Origin of the sequence: Staphylococcus sp. HMSC62A08 (assembly GCF_001839105.1) — a bacterium.
GTDB lineage: Bacteria > Bacillota > Bacilli > Staphylococcales > Staphylococcaceae > Staphylococcus > Staphylococcus caprae.
Window position 1 is genome coordinate 13,383 of sequence record NZ_KV840027.1, and the last position, 18,216, is coordinate 31,598.

At 33.9% G+C, this 18,216-nt stretch carries 17 protein-coding genes; 16 read left to right on the plus strand and 1 reads right to left on the minus strand.

Translation table 11 applies throughout. The annotated features are described in order from the left end of the window. The coding region (locus tag HMPREF3264_RS12340) for a Csa1 family protein (RefSeq protein ID WP_141764429.1) at window positions 1-283 on the plus strand (283 nt) is incomplete at its 5' end. Window positions 284-354: 71 nt separating this feature from the next. Here the strand turns inward: HMPREF3264_RS12340 and HMPREF3264_RS00850 are convergent. Further along, entirely contained in the window at window positions 355-879 is a 525-nt protein-coding gene (locus HMPREF3264_RS00850) for a hypothetical protein (RefSeq protein ID WP_070871616.1), read from the minus strand. Window positions 880-1,148: 269 nt separating this feature from the next. On the opposite strand from HMPREF3264_RS00850, the gene HMPREF3264_RS00855 reads away from it, so the two are divergent. The 15 genes from HMPREF3264_RS00855 to HMPREF3264_RS00930 all read left to right on the plus strand — a co-directional run. Further along, complete coding sequence (locus HMPREF3264_RS00855; protein WP_070871617.1) at window positions 1,149-1,673, plus strand: immunodominant staphylococcal antigen IsaB family protein; 525 nt, start codon at window positions 1,149-1,151, stop codon at window positions 1,671-1,673. A 94-nt stretch (window positions 1,674-1,767) separates the two neighbouring features. After that, on the plus strand, window positions 1,768-2,289 hold the full coding sequence (locus HMPREF3264_RS00860) for an immunodominant staphylococcal antigen IsaB family protein (protein ID WP_070871618.1): 522 nt from the start codon (window positions 1,768-1,770) through the stop codon (window positions 2,287-2,289). 423 nt (window positions 2,290-2,712) lie between these two features. Further along, window positions 2,713-3,951 (plus strand): ArgE/DapE family deacylase, encoded by a 1,239-nt coding sequence (locus tag HMPREF3264_RS00870; protein WP_070830039.1) that lies wholly within the window; start codon window positions 2,713-2,715, stop codon window positions 3,949-3,951. A gap of 167 nt (window positions 3,952-4,118) precedes the next feature. Then, the gene (locus HMPREF3264_RS00875) at window positions 4,119-4,613 is read left to right on the plus strand and encodes a hypothetical protein (protein WP_141764417.1); all 495 of its coding nucleotides are present in this window, start codon (window positions 4,119-4,121) and stop codon (window positions 4,611-4,613) included. Window positions 4,614-4,815: 202 nt separating this feature from the next. Next, entirely contained in the window at window positions 4,816-5,376 is a 561-nt protein-coding gene (locus tag HMPREF3264_RS00880) for an immunodominant staphylococcal antigen IsaB family protein (RefSeq protein WP_070871621.1), read from the plus strand. A gap of 124 nt (window positions 5,377-5,500) precedes the next feature. After that, on the plus strand, window positions 5,501-6,337 hold the full coding sequence (locus HMPREF3264_RS00885; RefSeq protein WP_070871622.1) for a M23 family metallopeptidase: 837 nt from the start codon (window positions 5,501-5,503) through the stop codon (window positions 6,335-6,337). A 334-nt stretch (window positions 6,338-6,671) separates the two neighbouring features. Further along, a complete protein-coding gene (locus HMPREF3264_RS00890; RefSeq protein WP_070871623.1) occupies window positions 6,672-8,192 on the plus strand; it encodes a M4 family metallopeptidase in 1,521 nt (506 codons plus the stop codon). A gap of 371 nt (window positions 8,193-8,563) precedes the next feature. Continuing rightward, on the plus strand, window positions 8,564-8,773 hold the full coding sequence (locus HMPREF3264_RS00895; RefSeq protein ID WP_070871624.1) for a hypothetical protein: 210 nt from the start codon (window positions 8,564-8,566) through the stop codon (window positions 8,771-8,773). 240 nt (window positions 8,774-9,013) lie between these two features. After that, window positions 9,014-9,475, plus strand: a complete 462-nt coding sequence (locus tag HMPREF3264_RS00900) for an arginine repressor (RefSeq protein WP_002444616.1) — start codon at window positions 9,014-9,016, stop codon at window positions 9,473-9,475. Window positions 9,476-9,813: 338 nt separating this feature from the next. After that, a complete protein-coding gene (gene arcA / locus HMPREF3264_RS00905; protein ID WP_070871625.1) occupies window positions 9,814-11,049 on the plus strand; it encodes an arginine deiminase in 1,236 nt (411 codons plus the stop codon). 117 nt (window positions 11,050-11,166) lie between these two features. Next, window positions 11,167-12,174: an ornithine carbamoyltransferase gene (gene argF, locus HMPREF3264_RS00910; RefSeq protein WP_037541727.1), complete on the plus strand. Its 1,008-nt coding sequence runs from the start codon at window positions 11,167-11,169 to the stop codon at window positions 12,172-12,174. Window positions 12,175-12,296: 122 nt separating this feature from the next. Next, window positions 12,297-13,727: an arginine-ornithine antiporter gene (gene arcD / locus HMPREF3264_RS00915; RefSeq protein ID WP_070871626.1), complete on the plus strand. Its 1,431-nt coding sequence runs from the start codon at window positions 12,297-12,299 to the stop codon at window positions 13,725-13,727. A gap of 18 nt (window positions 13,728-13,745) precedes the next feature. Beyond that, window positions 13,746-14,690 (plus strand): carbamate kinase, encoded by a 945-nt coding sequence (arcC, locus tag HMPREF3264_RS00920; RefSeq protein WP_044466377.1) that lies wholly within the window; start codon window positions 13,746-13,748, stop codon window positions 14,688-14,690. Between the two features lie 167 nt (window positions 14,691-14,857). Then, window positions 14,858-15,544: a Crp/Fnr family transcriptional regulator gene (locus tag HMPREF3264_RS00925; protein WP_002444611.1), complete on the plus strand. Its 687-nt coding sequence runs from the start codon at window positions 14,858-14,860 to the stop codon at window positions 15,542-15,544. Window positions 15,545-15,930: 386 nt separating this feature from the next. Next, a partial coding sequence (locus HMPREF3264_RS00930) for a fibrinogen-binding adhesin SdrG C-terminal domain-containing protein (protein ID WP_305367118.1) occupies window positions 15,931-18,216 on the plus strand: 2,286 nt, incomplete at its 3' end.

Genomic DNA, 18,216 nt, shown 5'->3' on the forward strand with positions numbered 1-18,216 from the left:
TTTTAAAGATATTGATTCATATAAAAATGGCAATATTTCTTACAACCCAGAAGTACCTAGCTATTCAGCTGAATATCAATTAAGTAATAAAGACGTAAATGTAAAGAAATTAAGAAAAACATATAATATCCCTACCAATAAGGCTCCAAAATTAACTCTAAATGGTACAGGTGAACTAAGTGGAAGTTCTACTGGGAATAAGGATATTGAGTATCTGTTTTTAAGGGATAAAAATAGCGTTGTAAAATTTACAGATAGCATTAGTTTTAAACCCACGAATTAATACCTTCAGTATCCCCCCATTAAGAAATAAGCGACGAATTCAATTCGTCGCTTATTTTCTGTCTCAATGTATTAATTATGTTTGTTTTGTGCGTTATTGTTTTGTTGATTATTGCTCTGACTTCCTGAGTTTTGCGGGCTCGATTGTTGGTTGTTTGGTTTCTCAGAAGTTGATGGGCGTGTCGTATTTTGTTGTGAATGGTTATTATTTTGATTGCTTGGTGCTGAACCTTGGCCACTTTGATTAGATGATGCATTGTTATTTGTATTGGCTTGATGATTATTGTTCTGATATTGGTTGTTGTTAGGCTGTTTCGTAGTGTTATTAGAACTGTTTGTTGATTGATTTCCGTTATAATTTCCAGAATTTGCAGGTTCTGATTGTGCATTTTCTTGACTATTAGTCATATTGCTATTTTCATTATTTTGTTGATCATTGTCATTCGATTTGTTTTTCTTTTTATGTTTTTCTTCTGTTTTTTGACTATCTTTATCAGAGTGGGAAGAGTTGCCTTTATGGTTAACTGCTGCATATATTGAAAAGCTTAACGCAATAACAAGAAGGATTACCACGATGCTTGCTAATATCTTTTTCAAAAGATTGTCCTCCGTTCAAATTAAATATTTCTGTATTCTATTATAATCATTTTTTAGGCGTAAGTAGAACTATTTTGTGATAAAAACTGACTCAAAGCATAAACTCATTTATTTAATATATCAAAAAACTTTAAGGTGTAAATAAAAAGTTTAAATAAAAATTTGCACTTTCTGTAATAATATTGTAATATTGTAATCGAATCGTAACATTCCTTCTTTGTTCTACATAAATAAGCGATTCTAAATAAAAAAAGAGGAGAGATCCATTTATGAACAGAACTACCAAAGTAATCGTGTCGTCAATCTTAGCAGCCGGAACAGTATTTGGAATTGGAGTTTCAGCAGAAATGCCACAAGTCAAAGAAGCTCACGCAGCAGTTACGCCTTATTACACATATCAAGGTTATGCTGGAAATAACGCCTCATTTGTTTTAAATCAACAATTTATTACTTCGCTTAAGTATGACAATTTTACAATGAATGGAATTAAAATTCCGTACACAACTGGAAAGACAAGTGTGAATAAGTATAAAGGTACGGTTAAGAAGTATGATCAAAGTTTTAGCGGTGTAAATACTAAGAAAACGAGAGCAGGTAAAGTAGACTTTAATGTTTCAAGTTATGTATCTGTGAAGCAGTTAAAACAAGCTTATGGTAAAAGTTTAAGAAAATTACCTAGTACGAACAATGGAACTAAAATGTATGCTTATAGCCCGAATAATAAACATTACGGTATTGCATTTACAACTAAAAATAACAAAGTCACACATATTACCATTGGAACATTAGGATAATTGGGAAATCATCTAATGAGAAAATAATTATAGGTTAATATGTAATTATTGAGTTAAAATAAAAATATAAACTATAGAAAAGAGATAACTTATCATGAAGAAAGCAACTAAATTATTATTAGCTTCTACTATTACTTTGGGAGCATTAATGGGAGCAAGCGTTACTACAGACTCACCAGTAAATGGATCAGCTCACGCAGCAACGTCACATTATTATACTTACAACGGTTATGTTGGACGCGATGCATCATTTTTATTGAATCAACAATTTATCAACGCTGTGAAGGCTGATAATGTGAAATTTAATGGGATTAAATTAGCAAAGACCTCTGGGACTAAGAAAGTTAATCTTTATGACCAAACGTTTAAAGGTGTAACTAAAACAGGTCATAGTGCTAATCAAATGCAAATTATAGTCAAAGGAAATTTATCATTTGCTCAAATTAAAAAAGCCTATGGTAAAGATTTAAAAGAAAAATCACATTGCACGCAAAAAGATGGAGGCATATTCTATTACAAGCCTACTAAAAAAAGTTTAGAAGTATGGTTTGTTGTAGATAACAACCATGTTGTCGAGGCGTCTATTGGTCACGTACCACTTACAACAAGTAAATAGTAATATTTTAAGGTGTCCGTCATTTTAATGGTGGGCATTTTTTATTCAAGGCCTCTGACAGCTCGCACGATGCAAGTGACCATTAAAATTAAACTTAGTAAATCTAATACTTTACAACCGATTCCATTAGAATATAGCCATTCAATATGGCAGAATTCCGAAATAGGTATAACTATGAATATTTTCAATAATAATAGGCTGAAAATTGCTATAATTAATTTGGGTTGAGGTTTGAACATATAGAATGACTCCTTGCCAGTATATGCTTTAAGGTTAACATAGACTCGTACATTTCGTAACTTTCTATCTATCTCAAATCAGTTGAGAGAGTAATTAATAACGTTGTGATAAAGTATTTGCACTACGGGGAAATTAATTTTAAAAAAGAAAGGGTATAGAGTCTTGGAAAGGTGGTATTCATTGATGAGTGCATTATCAAATGAAGAAAGAATTAAAATTCTATCAGATATTGTCGCAATTAAAACGGTAAACGATAATGAATTGGAAGTAGCGAAATATTTACAAACATGGTTCGACAAATATGGTATTGAATCTGAATTAGACGAAGTATCAGAAGGACGTGCCAACCTCATCGCTACAATTGGTTCAGGCAAACCAGTGATTGGCATCTCAGGTCACATGGATGTGGTCGCTGAAGGGAACCATGACGATTGGACATATGACCCGTTCCAATTAACTGAAGATAATGGCAACTTATATGGTCGTGGCGCTGCCGATATGAAATCAGGATTAGCGGCATTAGCGATTGCATTAATCGAAATTAAAGAAAGTGATCAGTTAAACAAAGGCACAATTAAATTTATGGCAACAGTCGGTGAGGAGATGGAACAAGCTGGTTCTGCTCAATTATATGAGAAAGGCTATGCCGACGATTTAGATGCGTTACTTATTGCTGAACCTTCTTATCCTAGCTTAGTATACGCGCATAAAGGTTCAATGGACTTCCGTATTACCTCTAAAGGTAGATCGTCACACAGTTCTATGCCTTTCTTAGGGGAAAATGCAATCAAACCACTTCTTGAATTTATCCAAAATATAGATAAAGAATATGAAGAATTAACAAAATCCATTAAAGGCGAGTCTTTAGATTATAGTAATATGGTAAATAAGTTAGCAGATCAGTTACCTGAAAATGTTACTAAAGAACAAGCTAAAGATTTAATTGAAGGCCTAGTAATGACAAATAGTATCTTTAATGGTGGCTCACAAGTTAACTCGGTACCTGACAGTGCTACTGCAGAATTTAACGTACGTACCATTCCAGAATATAATAATGACAAAGTTAAAGAATTATTTAATAAATATTTAAAGCAAGCCAATGACAATGGTTCAAGTTTATCTCAAGAAATTTATCTTGATTTAGCACCTGTTGTAACAACTGGTAAAAACCGTTTAGTAGAATTAGGCCATGAGAAAGCAAGAGAACATTTCCCAAATGAAGAAGGTCTCATTATTACTCCAACAGTTGCGGTTACAGATGCTTCAAATCTATTACGTGGTAAAGATGAAAACTTCCCATTCTTAATGTTTGGGCCTGGTACAGGTCCTCATCAAGTAGACGAATGTGTAGATAAACAAAACTACTTAGATTTCGTGGATTATTATGTAGACTTCTTAACTTCATTCGTTGAAGAAGTTTAATGTTATTTTAAATATAGAAGAGATTTAACAATCACCTCGCTAAAATCAGTGAGGTGATTTTCATTTTATGTGTGAGTATAAATCAATTAGGTATAATATTAAATTTATATTTATGAGTAAAAGTGAGTTGTTTGATTTTGTGAATCGAGCTATGATGTTGTAAATAATTGACTATCGAGGTGATTAACATCAATAAGCTATCCGCACTAGCATTTTTGCTAATAGAATACGAAGAATATACAGGTACATCATTATTTAAAGATCAGGATAAGTTAGGGGCATTGGTAAGATTACTTAATGCCATAAACAGTAATAATGAAGCAAAAAATTTAATTGAACAGGATAAATTATGCAATTATATCGAAATTATACAAAGACAAAATATGACGAAAAATGAAATAGATTTAGATAGTCGATTGAAGTCGACAATAGTCAATATCATAAAAAATTATGCTCAATTTTCCTCTTGGTATTTAGAAAAACTAGCAATAAACTTAGTAGATAACACAGTATATAGTCAAAATATTAGTGAAGCTATACCAAAACTAGTAAAAGACGAAAAGAATAATATAGCTCAATTAAGATTATATGACCCTATTTGTGACATGTTTATTGATGAATTCGAAGATGTAGATGAGGAGACGATGACATTTGGGTATTGATAATAAAACTAGCCTTTTCCTCTATCAAACTAAATTCGATACGATTAAACTATTATGGTATGAATTTTCCTCAAATATTTTTAAATAACTAAAAAAGCACTCTCTTTTGTATATATAAATTAATTGTACGCCATCTGAATAAGGGGTATAATCTATAAGACCGTGCGACATGCCGGCGTTTTTAGAAAGAGAGGTTATTCCCATGAATACAAAGACAAAGAAAATAATTGCTTCCACTTTAGCCTTCGGTACATTACTTGGTATTGGTGCAACTACGACACCGACTCAAGCACATGCTGCAACTCAAACTCACCAAACTACAAATGCAACTACACAAACTGCATATTATACTTATAACGGTAATGCTGGTTACAATGCTAAATTTGTACTAGACAAACAATTCCGCACAGCACTTAATAAAGGTAAAGTGACGTTTAATGGCATTAAATTGGCACCTACTAAATCTTCAAAAACTGCGACTAAATACGATCAATTATTCCGCGAATATTCTAAAAAAGATAAAACTGCTTCAATTGTAGATATTTCCTTAAAAAATAAATTATCTTTAAAAGATGTTCAAGCTGCTTATGGTAAGAACCTTAAAAAAGTAAGTAATGGAAAAAATAATATGACTGGTATTTATTATGCTAAACCAGGTAAAAATGGCGCAACGATTTGGTTTGATGCTACTAAAGGTAAAATCGATCGCATAGTTATTGGTTTTGAAAAAACGAGCACAGTCAAAAAAGTAATTAAAAAATAAGTTTTTATGATAGGCTCTCAACAGTGAGGGTCTATTTTTCTATTTTCAAGAGGTTAAAAAGTGTGATAACCATAAAATTTAGGGAATATATTTAATGAATATGTGGCATCTGGAGGGGATTATAATGAACTTGAATAGACTTATCAATCTCATTGAGAATAAAAAGCATAATGAGATTTACAAACTATTCTCTAAGAGTATGAAAAAATCTGTTAGTAAGCGGATGTTAAAAGAGACATTAGACCTTTATATGAAATTTGCTAAAAAGCATAAATTGTATGTAGATATTGGTAATGCCTCTAGTGGTGAAAAGATTTGGTTAGATGAATATCAAAATTATGGGGTTTTTGTGCTTATAGAGGATGACGTCATTCATAGTCTTATATTAAAACCTCTATATTATTTTAAAGATAAGTGGACTCAACTTACATATAACTTGCCAATTAAAGATGAGTGGCTGGTATATTGGGGTGGAGACAATGAATTATTTAATTACCACTATAATTATGAAACGCAACGTTATGCATATGATTTAGTGAAACTTGTAAATGGAAAGACGATGTTTGATGGGGGACAATTCTGCGCTAATTATTATAGTTTTGGAGCAGATGTAGTCGCGCCGATTTATGGAGAAGTTGTCAGGGTAGTCAATCATGTTAACGATAATACACCAGGTAATACTAATGAAAATGAGCCTTTCGGAAATTACGTTATGATTAAGCATGATCGCCACGAATATAGTGTTTTAGCGCATCTAAAGAGAAATTCAATTAATGTACGTGAGGGAGATATTATTTATTCTCAAGAGGTCGTAGGACAATGCGGGAATTCAGGAAATTCGTCAGAACCACATTTACATTTCCAAGTTATTAATGCTCCAGATTTGGAAAAGGGACAATCATTAAAAATTAAATTCGAAAATGCAACACAACCAATTAAAGGGGAAATTTTAAAAAAATAGCATAAAAGAATCACTTAATAAATGATTAGGTGATTTTTTGTGCTTTTAAAAACCTTTATTCCCAATGGATTAAACGCAATCGTCTGACGCTAAACTATATCAAGTATAATTTAATTATTAATTTTATTACATCTTAATTAATAAAAATAACTTATATTAATCCATCAAAGTTAAAATTTTAACATAAGTGTTGAGAATAATGAACAAATTATTTATACAAATAATTTATAAGTGAAGACTGTGTGAAATAAATGAAAATTTCATTTACTTTTCAAAAAAATATAATTACGATGACACTGTAAGTTGCTTTTAAAATTTTTAAGGAGGTTACGAGATGAAGAATTTTTCGAAATTTGCACTTACAAGTATCGCAGCACTTACAGTAGCAAGCCCCTTAGTCAATACGGATGCCAATGCGAAAAAGGGATCAGCGACACAGAAAATCAATGCGGAAGTAACGCAACAAACCGATGCACCTAAAGCATTAAAAGCGTTGCCAGATTCGCAAAATGTCAAAAATCATTATAAAGATTACGCTGTTACTGATACCCAAAAAGACAACAAAGGTTTTACCCATTATACCTTACATCCTAAAGTTGGTCATACTTATGCCCCTGATAAAGAGGTAAAAGTTCATGCTAACTCAAAAGGGAAAGTCGTATTAATTAATGGTGACACTGATGCGAAAAAAGTGAAACCAACAAACAAAGTCTCTATCAACAAAGAACAAGCCTTAAGTAAAGCTTTTGAAGCAACGAACATCAACCGTGACAAAGCGAAAAATATGAAAAACGATGTGGTAAAACAAAACAAAGTTGAAATCGACGGCAAAACGAATAAATACGTGTACAACGTCGAACTTATTACTACATCGCCTAAAATTGCGCATTGGAATGTAAAAGTAGATGCGCAAACAGGAAAAGTTGTTGATAAAATGAATATGATTCATGAAGCGGCCACAACTGGTACGGGTAAAGGTGTTCTTGGAGACACGAAGGAAATCAATATTAACAGTATCGATGGTGGCTTTGCATTACAGGATTTAACACATAAAGGACAACTTTCTGCTTATAATTATAGCGATGGTAGCGGTCAATACAGTTTAATAAAAGACAGAGACAAGAATTTCACGGATGATAATCAACGCGCTGGCGTCGATGCCAATTATCACGCTAAAGAAGTATACGATTATTATAAAGATACTTTCGGTCGTGAATCATATGATGATAAAGGAAGCCCAATTGTTTCATTAGCACATGTTAACAATTTCCAAGGTTCAGATAATAGAAATAACGCCGCATGGATTGGCGATAAAATGATATATGGTGATGGAGATGGACGTACATTTATCCCACTCTCAGGTGCTAATGATATCGTCGCTCACGAAATCACTCATGGTGTGACTCAAGAAACTGCTGGTCTAGTTTACCGTGATCAATCAGGAGCATTAAATGAAAGTTTCTCAGATGTTTTCGGTTATTTTGTAGATAATGACGATTTCTTAATGGGTGAAGATGTTTACACACCAGACCGTGACGGAGATGCATTAAGAAGTATGTCTGATCCAGAAGAATACGGTCAACCATCTCACATGGACGACTATGTAAATACAAGTTCAGATAATGGTGGTGTCCACACTAACTCAGGTATTCCAAATAAAGCAGCTTACAACACTATCCGCAGTATTGGTAAAGATAAAGCGCAACAAATTTACTACAGAGCGCTTACAGATTACTTATCTTCTAACTCAGACTTCCAAGATGCCAAAGATGCCTTACATCAATCCGCATTAGACTTATATGACGAAGAAACAGCTAATGAAATTGAAAAAGCATGGGAAGACGTTGGTGTATAATCAATTAGAATTTCAAATGTTTTAACTTAAACAAGAAGTATATGACATATTAACGGAACGAAAATCAAACGCCTTAATAAACAAGAATTAATGTTAAACACTTACAATGCTACTCGCCTCAATATAGACATTGTTGACCTCACTGGCTCCTTGCTCTTGATTAGAGCAGGGGGCTTTTTAATTTCTAGAGGGGAGACTGCGGGTTGTCTGACTGTAGTGACCCTACCCTCTTAGAAAGTTGGTTTAATCACGTTCATATATTGTGTCCTTTACAACTTTTTATCTTAAGACGAACATGTTATAAAGAAATTAACAGAAATGATGCTTAAGGTGTTAATCAATAGAAGATCCGATTAATTAGGAGTGAGCTTTTGAAAAAATTTCATTCTAAATTATCAATAAAAGATATTTTACTAAGTATCATATATATACTTATTGCTATTGCATGTTTTTTAATAACATTCGACATTATAGAGTTACCTTTAAAACATGCAAATAAAGTAGCTACTATTTTTACGATTATTGTATTTATTAGTTTAATTAGAACAAATAATAAGAAACGTAAACGAGATGATTCATAGTTTATAAAGAAAAATGGAACAAATTAAGCAAATCCCTAAATGAAACTCACTCATTTAGGTTATATTTTAATCATCATACTCTTAACATTATCTCTTACGCTCATTTTTTCTAATTTGTCACAAAATTTTACATACTTTCTCATAATCTTTTAACAATAGAATGATAAATTATTATTAAATAAAAAGAATTTTTAATATATAACTCAATTTAAATTAGATGTAAAGAGGAGTTTATCATTAATGAAAAAAAGCAAACGACAAGATTTAGTGACCATGATTGTTAAACAAAATCACATCTATAAAAAAGCAGATATCGTCGATTATATCGATGATCACTTCGGCATACGCTACAGCATGACGACCATCGCCAGAGACCTTAGAGAACTCAATATCTTCCGCCTCCCAGCCGATGCAAAACAATTTGAATACAAAATCCTTAATAATCAATCACAAATTGACGCCAAAATAAAACTAGATGATTATCTCGAAACAGAAATCATTAACACTGTGATTAAAGAATCATATATACTAATTAAGACGTCACCAGGATTTGCACAAAGCATCAATTATTACATTGATCAATTACAACTTAAAGAAATCATCGGTACCATCAGTGGTAATGATACAATTATGATACTTACACATTCTAAGGCACTGGCAGAGTACGTGTATTACAAAATATTTAATCATAATTATTCATAAAACTTCATAATTAAATAATTTATAGCTTAAACCTGGTAAACGCTTTAATTACGTTTGCTAGGTTTTTTGTTTTACAAAAAGATTGACTTCACATAATGACTAACTATTCATTTAAGTGAATAAAAAACTTTTTATCGAAACATTCATTATTTCATATTAATTGAATATTCATTTTCCATACGGAATAACAGTATAAAAATGTATATTCAAACACATAAGTGTATTGAATAACCAAATTGTACAAAACTTTCCACATCGAACTTGTGAATATAATCACATAAACAATCGCAAATTCGCTATACACTCAAGCTGTAGTTATAGAAAAGGAGGAAATGAATATGGCAAATGGACCCATTCAAGTAAACAGTGAAATTGGTAAACTTAAAACCGTTTTGCTTAAACGTCCTGGTAAAGAGTTGGAAAATTTAGTTCCTGACTATTTAGATGGACTATTGTTTGACGATATTCCTTATTTAAAGGTGGCGCAACAAGAGCATGACCGGTTCGCCAAAGTGTTACAAGATGAAGGAGTAGAAGTACTTTACTTAGAGCAATTAGCTGCAGAGAGCATTGAAGATTCAAATATTAGAGAACAATTTATCAATGATGTTCTAGCAGAATCTCGTAAAACAATTCTTGGTCATGAAAAAGAAATCAAAAAATTATTCTCTACATTATCAAACCAAGAATTAATTAACAAAGTCATGGCTGGTGTGCGAAAAGAAGAAATTAAATTAGAATCTACACACTTAGTTGAGTACATGGATGACAAATATCCATTCTACTTAGACCCAATGCCAAACTTATACTTCACACGTGACCCACAAGCATCAGTAGGACGAGGCATGACAGTGAATCGTATGTTTTGGAGAGCAAGACGTCGAGAATCCATCTTCATTTCATATATTTTAAAATATCATCCTCGCTTTAAAGATGCAGATGTACCTGTATGGTTAGACCGTGACTGTCCTTTCAATATAGAAGGGGGAGACGAACTCGTACTTTCTAAAGATGTCCTTGCAATCGGAATTTCAGAACGTACGTCAGCTCAAGCCATCGAACGTTTGGCACGACGTATTTTCCAAGATCCATTATCAACTTTCAAAAAAGTCGTAGCGATAGAAATTCCAACAAGTCGTACATTCATGCATTTAGATACAGTATGTACTATGATTGACTATGATAAGTTCACAACGCATTCAGCGATTCTTAAAGCGGAAGGTAATATGAATATTTTCGTTATTGAATACGATGAATCTGAAAATGATATCAAAATTTCACACTCAAGTCATCTTAAACAAACGTTAGAAGAGGTGCTTGGTGTCGACAATATCGAATTAATCCCTACAGGTAATGGCGATGTCATTGATGGCGCGCGTGAACAATGGAATGACGGTTCTAACACATTGTGTATCCGTCCTGGAGTTGTAGTCACATATGATCGTAACTATGTATCTAATGAATTGTTAAGAAAACACGGCATCAAAGTAATTGAAATACCTGGAAGCGAGCTTGTTCGCGGACGTGGGGGCCCAAGATGTATGAGCCAACCACTATTTAGAGAAGATTTATAGTATAGTTATATTGTAATTGGAAACGTTTTCGAAAGCGCATAAATAAACATATCATTGCACCTATTGAAGACGATGATCAATTTTATAGCGACTCATTAAATGAAAGGAGCGTATATTATGGAGAAAATCCGGAAACCATTCGATTTAAAAGGTAGATCACTACTTAAGGAAAGTGATTTTACCAAGGAAGAATTTGAAGGTTTAATCGATTTTGCCATGACGTTAAAAACGTATAAACAACAAGGCACAAAGCATCATTATTTAGAAGGTAAAAACATCGCATTACTATTCGAGAAAACGTCAACTCGTACGCGTGCTGCATTCACAGTCGCATCTATCGATTTAGGTGCACATCCTGAATTTTTAGGTAAAAATGATATTCAATTAGGTAAAAAAGAATCCGTAGAAGATACTGCGAAAGTGCTAGGTAGAATGTTTGATGGTATAGAGTTTAGAGGATTCTCACAAGAGACAGTAGAACAACTTGCTGAATTCTCTGGTGTACCAGTTTGGAACGGATTAACTGATGAATGGCACCCAACTCAAATGTTGGCAGACTTTATGACGATTAAAGAAAATTTCGGACATCTTGAAGGTATTAATTTAACTTACGTTGGAGATGGACGTAATAATATGGCACATTCATTAATGGTGGCAGGCGCAATGCTTGGCGTTAACGTGAGAATCTGTACACCTAAAGCTTTAAGCCCTAAAGAAGCATATGTCGACATTGCCAAAGACCGAGCTTCTAAGTATGGTGGTTCTGTTCTCGTTACTGACAAAATTGATGAAGCGGTTAAAGGCGCAGATGTTATATATACAGATGTCTGGGTTTCAATGGGCGAAGAAAGTGAATTTGAAGAACGTATTAACTTGTTGAAGGACTATCAGGTCAACAAAGCTATGTTCGATTTAACTGGTAAGGACGATACCATTTTCCTACATTGTTTACCAGCATTCCATGATACACAAACTCAATACGGTCAAGATATATATGAGAAATATGGACTAAGTGAAATGGAAGTTACAGACGAAATCTTTAGAAGTGAGCACTCTAAAGTATTTGACCAAGCTGAGAATCGTATGCATACGATTAAAGCTGTGATGGCTGCGACATTAGGCTAGGTTAAATCAAATTACTATAACAGGGACGATAGATATACGCTAATTTCCCAAACCACTCCCAACGAAACGATGAATTAAATAGCGTACATCTATGTGTCCCTACTTCTAAAGGAGAAATGAATATGAGCGAATCAGGAGAAAATAAGTTAAGTCAATCATCATTGATAGGTCTCGTTATTGGATCAATGATTGGTGGCGGTGCATTCAACCTCATGTCTGATATGGGTGGCCAAGCCGGTGGTCTTGCAATTATTATCGGATGGATTATTACAGCTATAGGCATGATTTCATTAGCTTTTGTATTTCAAAATCTAACGAATGAACGTCCTGATCTCGATGGTGGTATTTATAGTTATGCACAAGCTGGATTTGGGGACTTTATAGGTTTTGCCAGTGCATGGGGATATTGGTTCTCTGCATTTTTAGGCAACGTCGCTTACGCAACACTATTGATGTCTTCAGTAGGGAACTTCTTCCCAATTTTCAAAGGTGGTAACACATTCCCAAGTATACTTGTTGCCTCAATTTTATTATGGGGTGTTCACTTCCTTATATTAAAAGGTGTAGAAACTGCGGCATTTATTAATAGTATTGTAACCGTTGCGAAGTTAATACCTATTCTACTCGTTGTCATTTGTATGTTAGTTGCCTTTAATTTTGATACTTTCAAAGAAGGATTTTTCGGCATGAATGCACACGGTGCGTTACCATTTAGCTTTGGAGATACAATGTCTCAAGTGAAAAGTACAATGCTTGTAACTGTATGGGTATTCATCGGAATAGAAGGTGCTGTCGTCTTCTCAAGTCGTGCTAAACGTAAGAAAGATGTAGGTACTGCTACAGTGATAGGATTAATTTCAGTATTACTCATATATTTCTTATTAACTGTACTTGCCCAAGGCGTTATCATTCAGAACCATATCTCTAAATTGGAAGCACCGTCAATGGCACACGTACTTTCATACATTGTCGGCGACTGGGGTTCAACACTTGTTAACATTGGCCTAATTATCTCAGTATTAGGTGCCTGGTTGGGTTGGACATTACTCGCTGGTGAATTGCCATTTATCGTTGCGAAAGATGGATTATTCCCTAAATGGTTTGCTAAGGAAAATGAAAACGGCGCACCTGTGAATGCGTTATTAATCACGAACATATTAGTTCAAATCTTCTTAATTAGTATGTTGTTCACTGATAGCGCGTACCAATTCGCATTTTCACTAGCATCAAGTGCCATTCTTTACCCGTACATGTTTAGCGCATTTTATCAAGTTAAATATACAATTGAACATAAACAACATGCGACACCAAAACAATGGACAATTGGTATACTCGCATCTGTTTACGCAATATGGTTAGTCTATGCAGCAGGATTTGATTATTTATTATTAACGATGTTGCTTTATATTCCAGGGCTTATCGTTTATTCAATCGTTCAGAAAAACAACCGAAGACGTTTAACACGCGTAGATTATATCTTCTTCGCTATCATCATAGTTCTAGCAATTGTGGGACTAGTTCGACTATGTAGCGGCGCGATTAATGTATTCTAGATAAAGGAGCGATGAGTTATGAATAAAAAAATTGTCATCGCATTAGGTGGTAATGCGATTCAGACATCTGAAGGTTCAGCAGAAGCACAACGACGGGCGATTCACATGACTATGCAATCACTTAAACCTTTATTTCAATCAAATAATGATATCGTGATTTCACATGGTAATGGCCCTCAAATAGGCAATTTACTCATTCAACAATCTAAATCAGATAGCGCACAGACTCCTGCTATGCCACTCGATGTGTGTGGGTCTATGACGCAAGGTATGATAGGCTATTGGTTAGAGACCGAAATTAATCGAGCATTATCAGAAATTGGTAGCGATCGAGCAGTTGGAACAATTATTACTCGTGTAGAGGTTGATAAAGATGATCCTCGATTCAACCGCCCAACAAAACCGATTGGTCCGTTTTATACTGAGGAAGAAATGCACGCTTTAAAAGAAGCACAACCTGAAGCGATTTATAAAGCAGATTCTGCAGGTCGAGGATATAGAAAGGTTGTTGCCTCACCATTGCCAATTTCTATTCTAGAACACCAATTAATTAGCACACTTGTCGAACAGAAAAATATTATCATCGCTTGTGGCGGTGGGGGTGTGCCAGTTGTGAAGAGTGAACACACATATGAAGGTGTCGAAGCGGTTATTGATAAAGACTTTGCTAGTGAAAAATTAGCAGCTCTCATTGACGCAGATACGTTGATGATACTAACAAATGTAGAACACGTGTATATTAATTTTAAAGAACCAAATGAAGAAAAGTTAACAGACATTGATATTGAAACGTTAAAACGTTATGCGAATGAAGGTAAGTTCGCTGAAGGTTCGATGTTGCCGAAGATTGAAGCGGCAATTGAATTTGTTGAAAGTGGAAATGATAAAGAAGCAATTATCACTAATTTAGAAAATGCTTATCATGCGTTCGACAAGCAAGCGGGTACACATATTCACAAATAAATGTTGAATAATCAAGCTATTGGAACCATAAGAACGATGGCCCCCTCCCCTTAATCAATAAACATCTATGAAGTGGCGTTTCTTTGACACTTTAACGCCAACTTCATATTTGAAAGATGTATAGCGTTCTCCCTTTCAATAGCTTTAGGTAGTAAGGAGTTTATGTTATGGCTGGAAATCAAATTTTTTGTAGAGAAAATGAACTTGATGAAAGTTTCAAACAACTTGCGTCTTATATTCATATACCTGTTGGCGTTTTACTTCCGTTTAAAAGCCAGTGTTTTGTTAGGCATTATAGTAAGGGACAAGTGATTTACTTTTCATCAGACGAAACGACACACGTTTATTTATTATTACAAGGAAATATCATGAGAGAGAATTTTAATTTAAATGGCGACATGTATCGTTATTTAAATAGAGAAAAAGTACTGTTCCCGTTGAATAATTTATTTCAAGATAAGGTGCCAAATGAAATGTGTACGGCTTTGACGGATTGTGAAGTCATAGGCATTCCTCGTGATTTAATTGAATACCTTTGCAAAACGCATGAAGATATCTTCGTAAGATTATTTGAATTACTGAGTGAAACGCAATGTCAGCACATTGAATATAATATGGCGTTAACCAGCAAGCTTGCGAAAGAACGCGTGACTAAGATTTTACGTTATCTATGCCACACTGTCGGATACGATAATGAAGAATTCTACGAAATAAAACAATTTATGACAATACAACTGTTAAGTGATATGGCAGGCATATCTCGAGAAACAACAGGACATATTATTAATGAGCTTCGAGAAGATAAAGTTCTATTTAAAAGTAATAAAAATTGGTTGATCAGCAAAGAATTATAAAGACGAATTTTAAATTTGAAATTTCGATTTGAAATTTCGATTTGAAGAAATTATCATTTTGCCATTCTAGTTAAAACACACTCTAAATTAAATATATATTCTATTAAAGCATTAGTTGAATTACTTTCTAGCAAAATAATTCTGACTAGTGCTTTTATATTTTAAAAGAAATTAATGCCGATTTAATAATATATGTATACACTACATAAATTAAATTATAATTAAATATTAAAACATACAACCAAAAACAATTGAATTTCATATAAAGATTATCATTAATTTTTAAATTAACTCTTTTATATAATCGAGAAATGTAGTATTCTTTATCTTGTGATTAAATTAAAATCACAAATTTTTTTAGGAAGTGATGTATTTTGAGAAAAAGGATGGATTTCGTGCCTAACAGGCATAACAAGTATTCCATTAGAAGATTTACAGTAGGAACGGCATCAATTTTAGTGGGTGCAACAATAATTTTTGGAGTTGATCATGAAGCAAAAGCGGCTGAGCATTCTACCGACACTGCTTCACTCACTTCAAACAATGAGGAAGCTTCGAATAGTAGCTCAGTTGGACAGCTAGGAGATACTCAAAAAAAGACTCATACCACACAAAACAACCATAACGTCCAACAACTAGATAATCAGTCAGATGAAGTTGGCACATCATTAAAAGCCCAAAACAATGATGTCCAATCAGCAGAGAAAACTTCGACTGAAACGTCTAAAGAAGTAATGCAAAATCACACACGCAATGCTAAAGATTTATCAGGTGACGCCCAATCAACTGATAACACAACAGAAAAGCAACAAGAAGTAAAAAATAATAATTCAAATCAAGAAACATTAACAACAAACAATCAAACACCAAAAAATACTCATAAAGTTTCTCGAGATGAAGATGTAGAACAAGCGAATAAACAATCAACAAATCATAACGTGAAAGAAACTGAGCAAACAGTTCAAACAACTAAAGCCCAAAACCCTGAACTGCAAGCATCAGCAAAACAAAATTCACAGTCACAAACATCGCAAACTTCAAAACGTGTTTCACCTCAAGAACAGGTTACAGAAACTTATAGCCCTCAAGATAGTGCTTCAACTCGTAACCAATCAACTCAAAAGTCAGTTAATAAAGTTAATGGATTAAACAATTCTAATACTCGACATCATTCGTTATCCAACTCACCGATAGATGATCAAGCGAATGAAAAGAATGCAATACAAGTTCAAGCTACACCTAGAACAGTTTCAAGATTTGCACAGCCTGTAAGTAGAGCTGCAACAAATGAAGCGAATTCAGAACAACAAGGTTCTAACGTTAACGATAAAATAAATGTGGATAGTTTTAATGTGTCGAAAAAGTCTTTTGACCCTAACCATAGTGGCTATTCAGATTTAAATGCATCATTTAGCGTGAATGGCAAGATTAAAGAAGGCGATTATTTTACTGTTAAATATCCACAACGTGTTACTGTTAATGGTGACGTAAATTATGAGAAGCTTAATAATCAAATGAAGGTTAAGCCATTAACAAATGCCAATGGAGAAGTGGTAGCTAATGGTATTTATGATGTAAATAGTAAGACGGTAAAATATACTTTTACGAATTTCGTTAATGACAGAAATAATATTAAAGGGAACTTCAAGTTGCCAATTTTCACAGATAGAAAGAATACGCCTCATAGTGGTAACTACAGCAGTACATTTAATATAGCTGATAAGAATTACACTGAGACTTTGAATATTAGTTACGATTCACCGTACCAAGGTATAAAAGACGCTTATGGACCAAATATTAGTTCGTTTATAACAGATATCGATTTGCATTCAGGCAGTGAAGACTTTAAGCAAAAGATTTATGTTAATCCTATGGAAAATACATTATATAATTCAAATGTGCGTATTCAGGGTTATCAAACTGATCAAAGTAAATCAAGTACAATTATTGATAAAAATACAAAATTCAAAATTTACCAAGTGAAAGACGCAAGTCAATTGAGTGAGAGTTATTATAACGATACTAATAGTTCAAACTTAGTAGATGTCACAAATAATTTTAATGGATGGATTACTTACAATAGTGATAACTCTGTTAACATTCAATTTGGTCATATTGATGGCGCTTATATTATCGAAGTTGAAGGTAAATATGATAGTAAGAGTGGCCAAAATGTTAAGACTAGAGTTTCAGAAACGAATGATACCGCAAGTGGCGTGAGAAGACAGTTTTACTGGGATAACGAAAATATAGTTAAACCAACAGATGGTTCGGCTGATGGAGATTTAGTAGTCGGCAGTGATTCCGACTCAGATAGCGATTCCGATTCAGACAGTGACTCAGACTCTGATAGTGACTCAGATTCGGATAGCGATTCCGATTCAGACAGCGACTCAGACTCTGATAGTGACTCAGATTCAGATAGCGATTCCGATTCAGACAGCGACTCAGACTCTGATAGCGATTCCGATTCAGATAGCGACTCAGACTCAGATAGCGACTCAGATTCAGATAGCGACTCAGATTCAGACAGCGACTCGGATTCAGACAGCGACTCTGATTCAGACAGTGACTCGGATTCAGATAGTGATTCCGATTCAGACAGCGATTCTGACTCAGACAGTGACTCCGACTCTGATAGTGACTCAGATTCAGACAGTGACTCGGATTCA

What these genes read in the sequence shown, in the direction of transcription:
- HMPREF3264_RS00855 (WP_070871617.1), top strand. Translation starts at nt 1,149, where the DNA reads ATGAACAGAACTACCAAAGTAATCGTGTCGTCAATCTTAGCAGCCGGA.
- HMPREF3264_RS00885 (WP_070871622.1), top strand. Translation starts at nt 5,501, where the DNA reads ATGAACTTGAATAGACTTATCAATCTCATTGAGAATAAAAAGCATAAT.
- HMPREF3264_RS00860 (WP_070871618.1), top strand. Translation starts at nt 1,768, where the DNA reads ATGAAGAAAGCAACTAAATTATTATTAGCTTCTACTATTACTTTGGGA.
- HMPREF3264_RS00870 (WP_070830039.1), top strand. Translation starts at nt 2,713, where the DNA reads ATGAGTGCATTATCAAATGAAGAAAGAATTAAAATTCTATCAGATATT.
- HMPREF3264_RS00900 (WP_002444616.1), top strand. Translation starts at nt 9,014, where the DNA reads ATGAAAAAAAGCAAACGACAAGATTTAGTGACCATGATTGTTAAACAA.
- HMPREF3264_RS00890 (WP_070871623.1), top strand. Translation starts at nt 6,672, where the DNA reads ATGAAGAATTTTTCGAAATTTGCACTTACAAGTATCGCAGCACTTACA.
- arcA (WP_070871625.1), top strand. Translation starts at nt 9,814, where the DNA reads ATGGCAAATGGACCCATTCAAGTAAACAGTGAAATTGGTAAACTTAAA.
- HMPREF3264_RS00925 (WP_002444611.1), top strand. Translation starts at nt 14,858, where the DNA reads ATGGCTGGAAATCAAATTTTTTGTAGAGAAAATGAACTTGATGAAAGT.
- arcC (WP_044466377.1), top strand. Translation starts at nt 13,746, where the DNA reads ATGAATAAAAAAATTGTCATCGCATTAGGTGGTAATGCGATTCAGACA.
- arcD (WP_070871626.1), top strand. Translation starts at nt 12,297, where the DNA reads ATGAGCGAATCAGGAGAAAATAAGTTAAGTCAATCATCATTGATAGGT.
- HMPREF3264_RS00880 (WP_070871621.1), top strand. Translation starts at nt 4,816, where the DNA reads ATGAATACAAAGACAAAGAAAATAATTGCTTCCACTTTAGCCTTCGGT.
- argF (WP_037541727.1), top strand. Translation starts at nt 11,167, where the DNA reads ATGGAGAAAATCCGGAAACCATTCGATTTAAAAGGTAGATCACTACTT.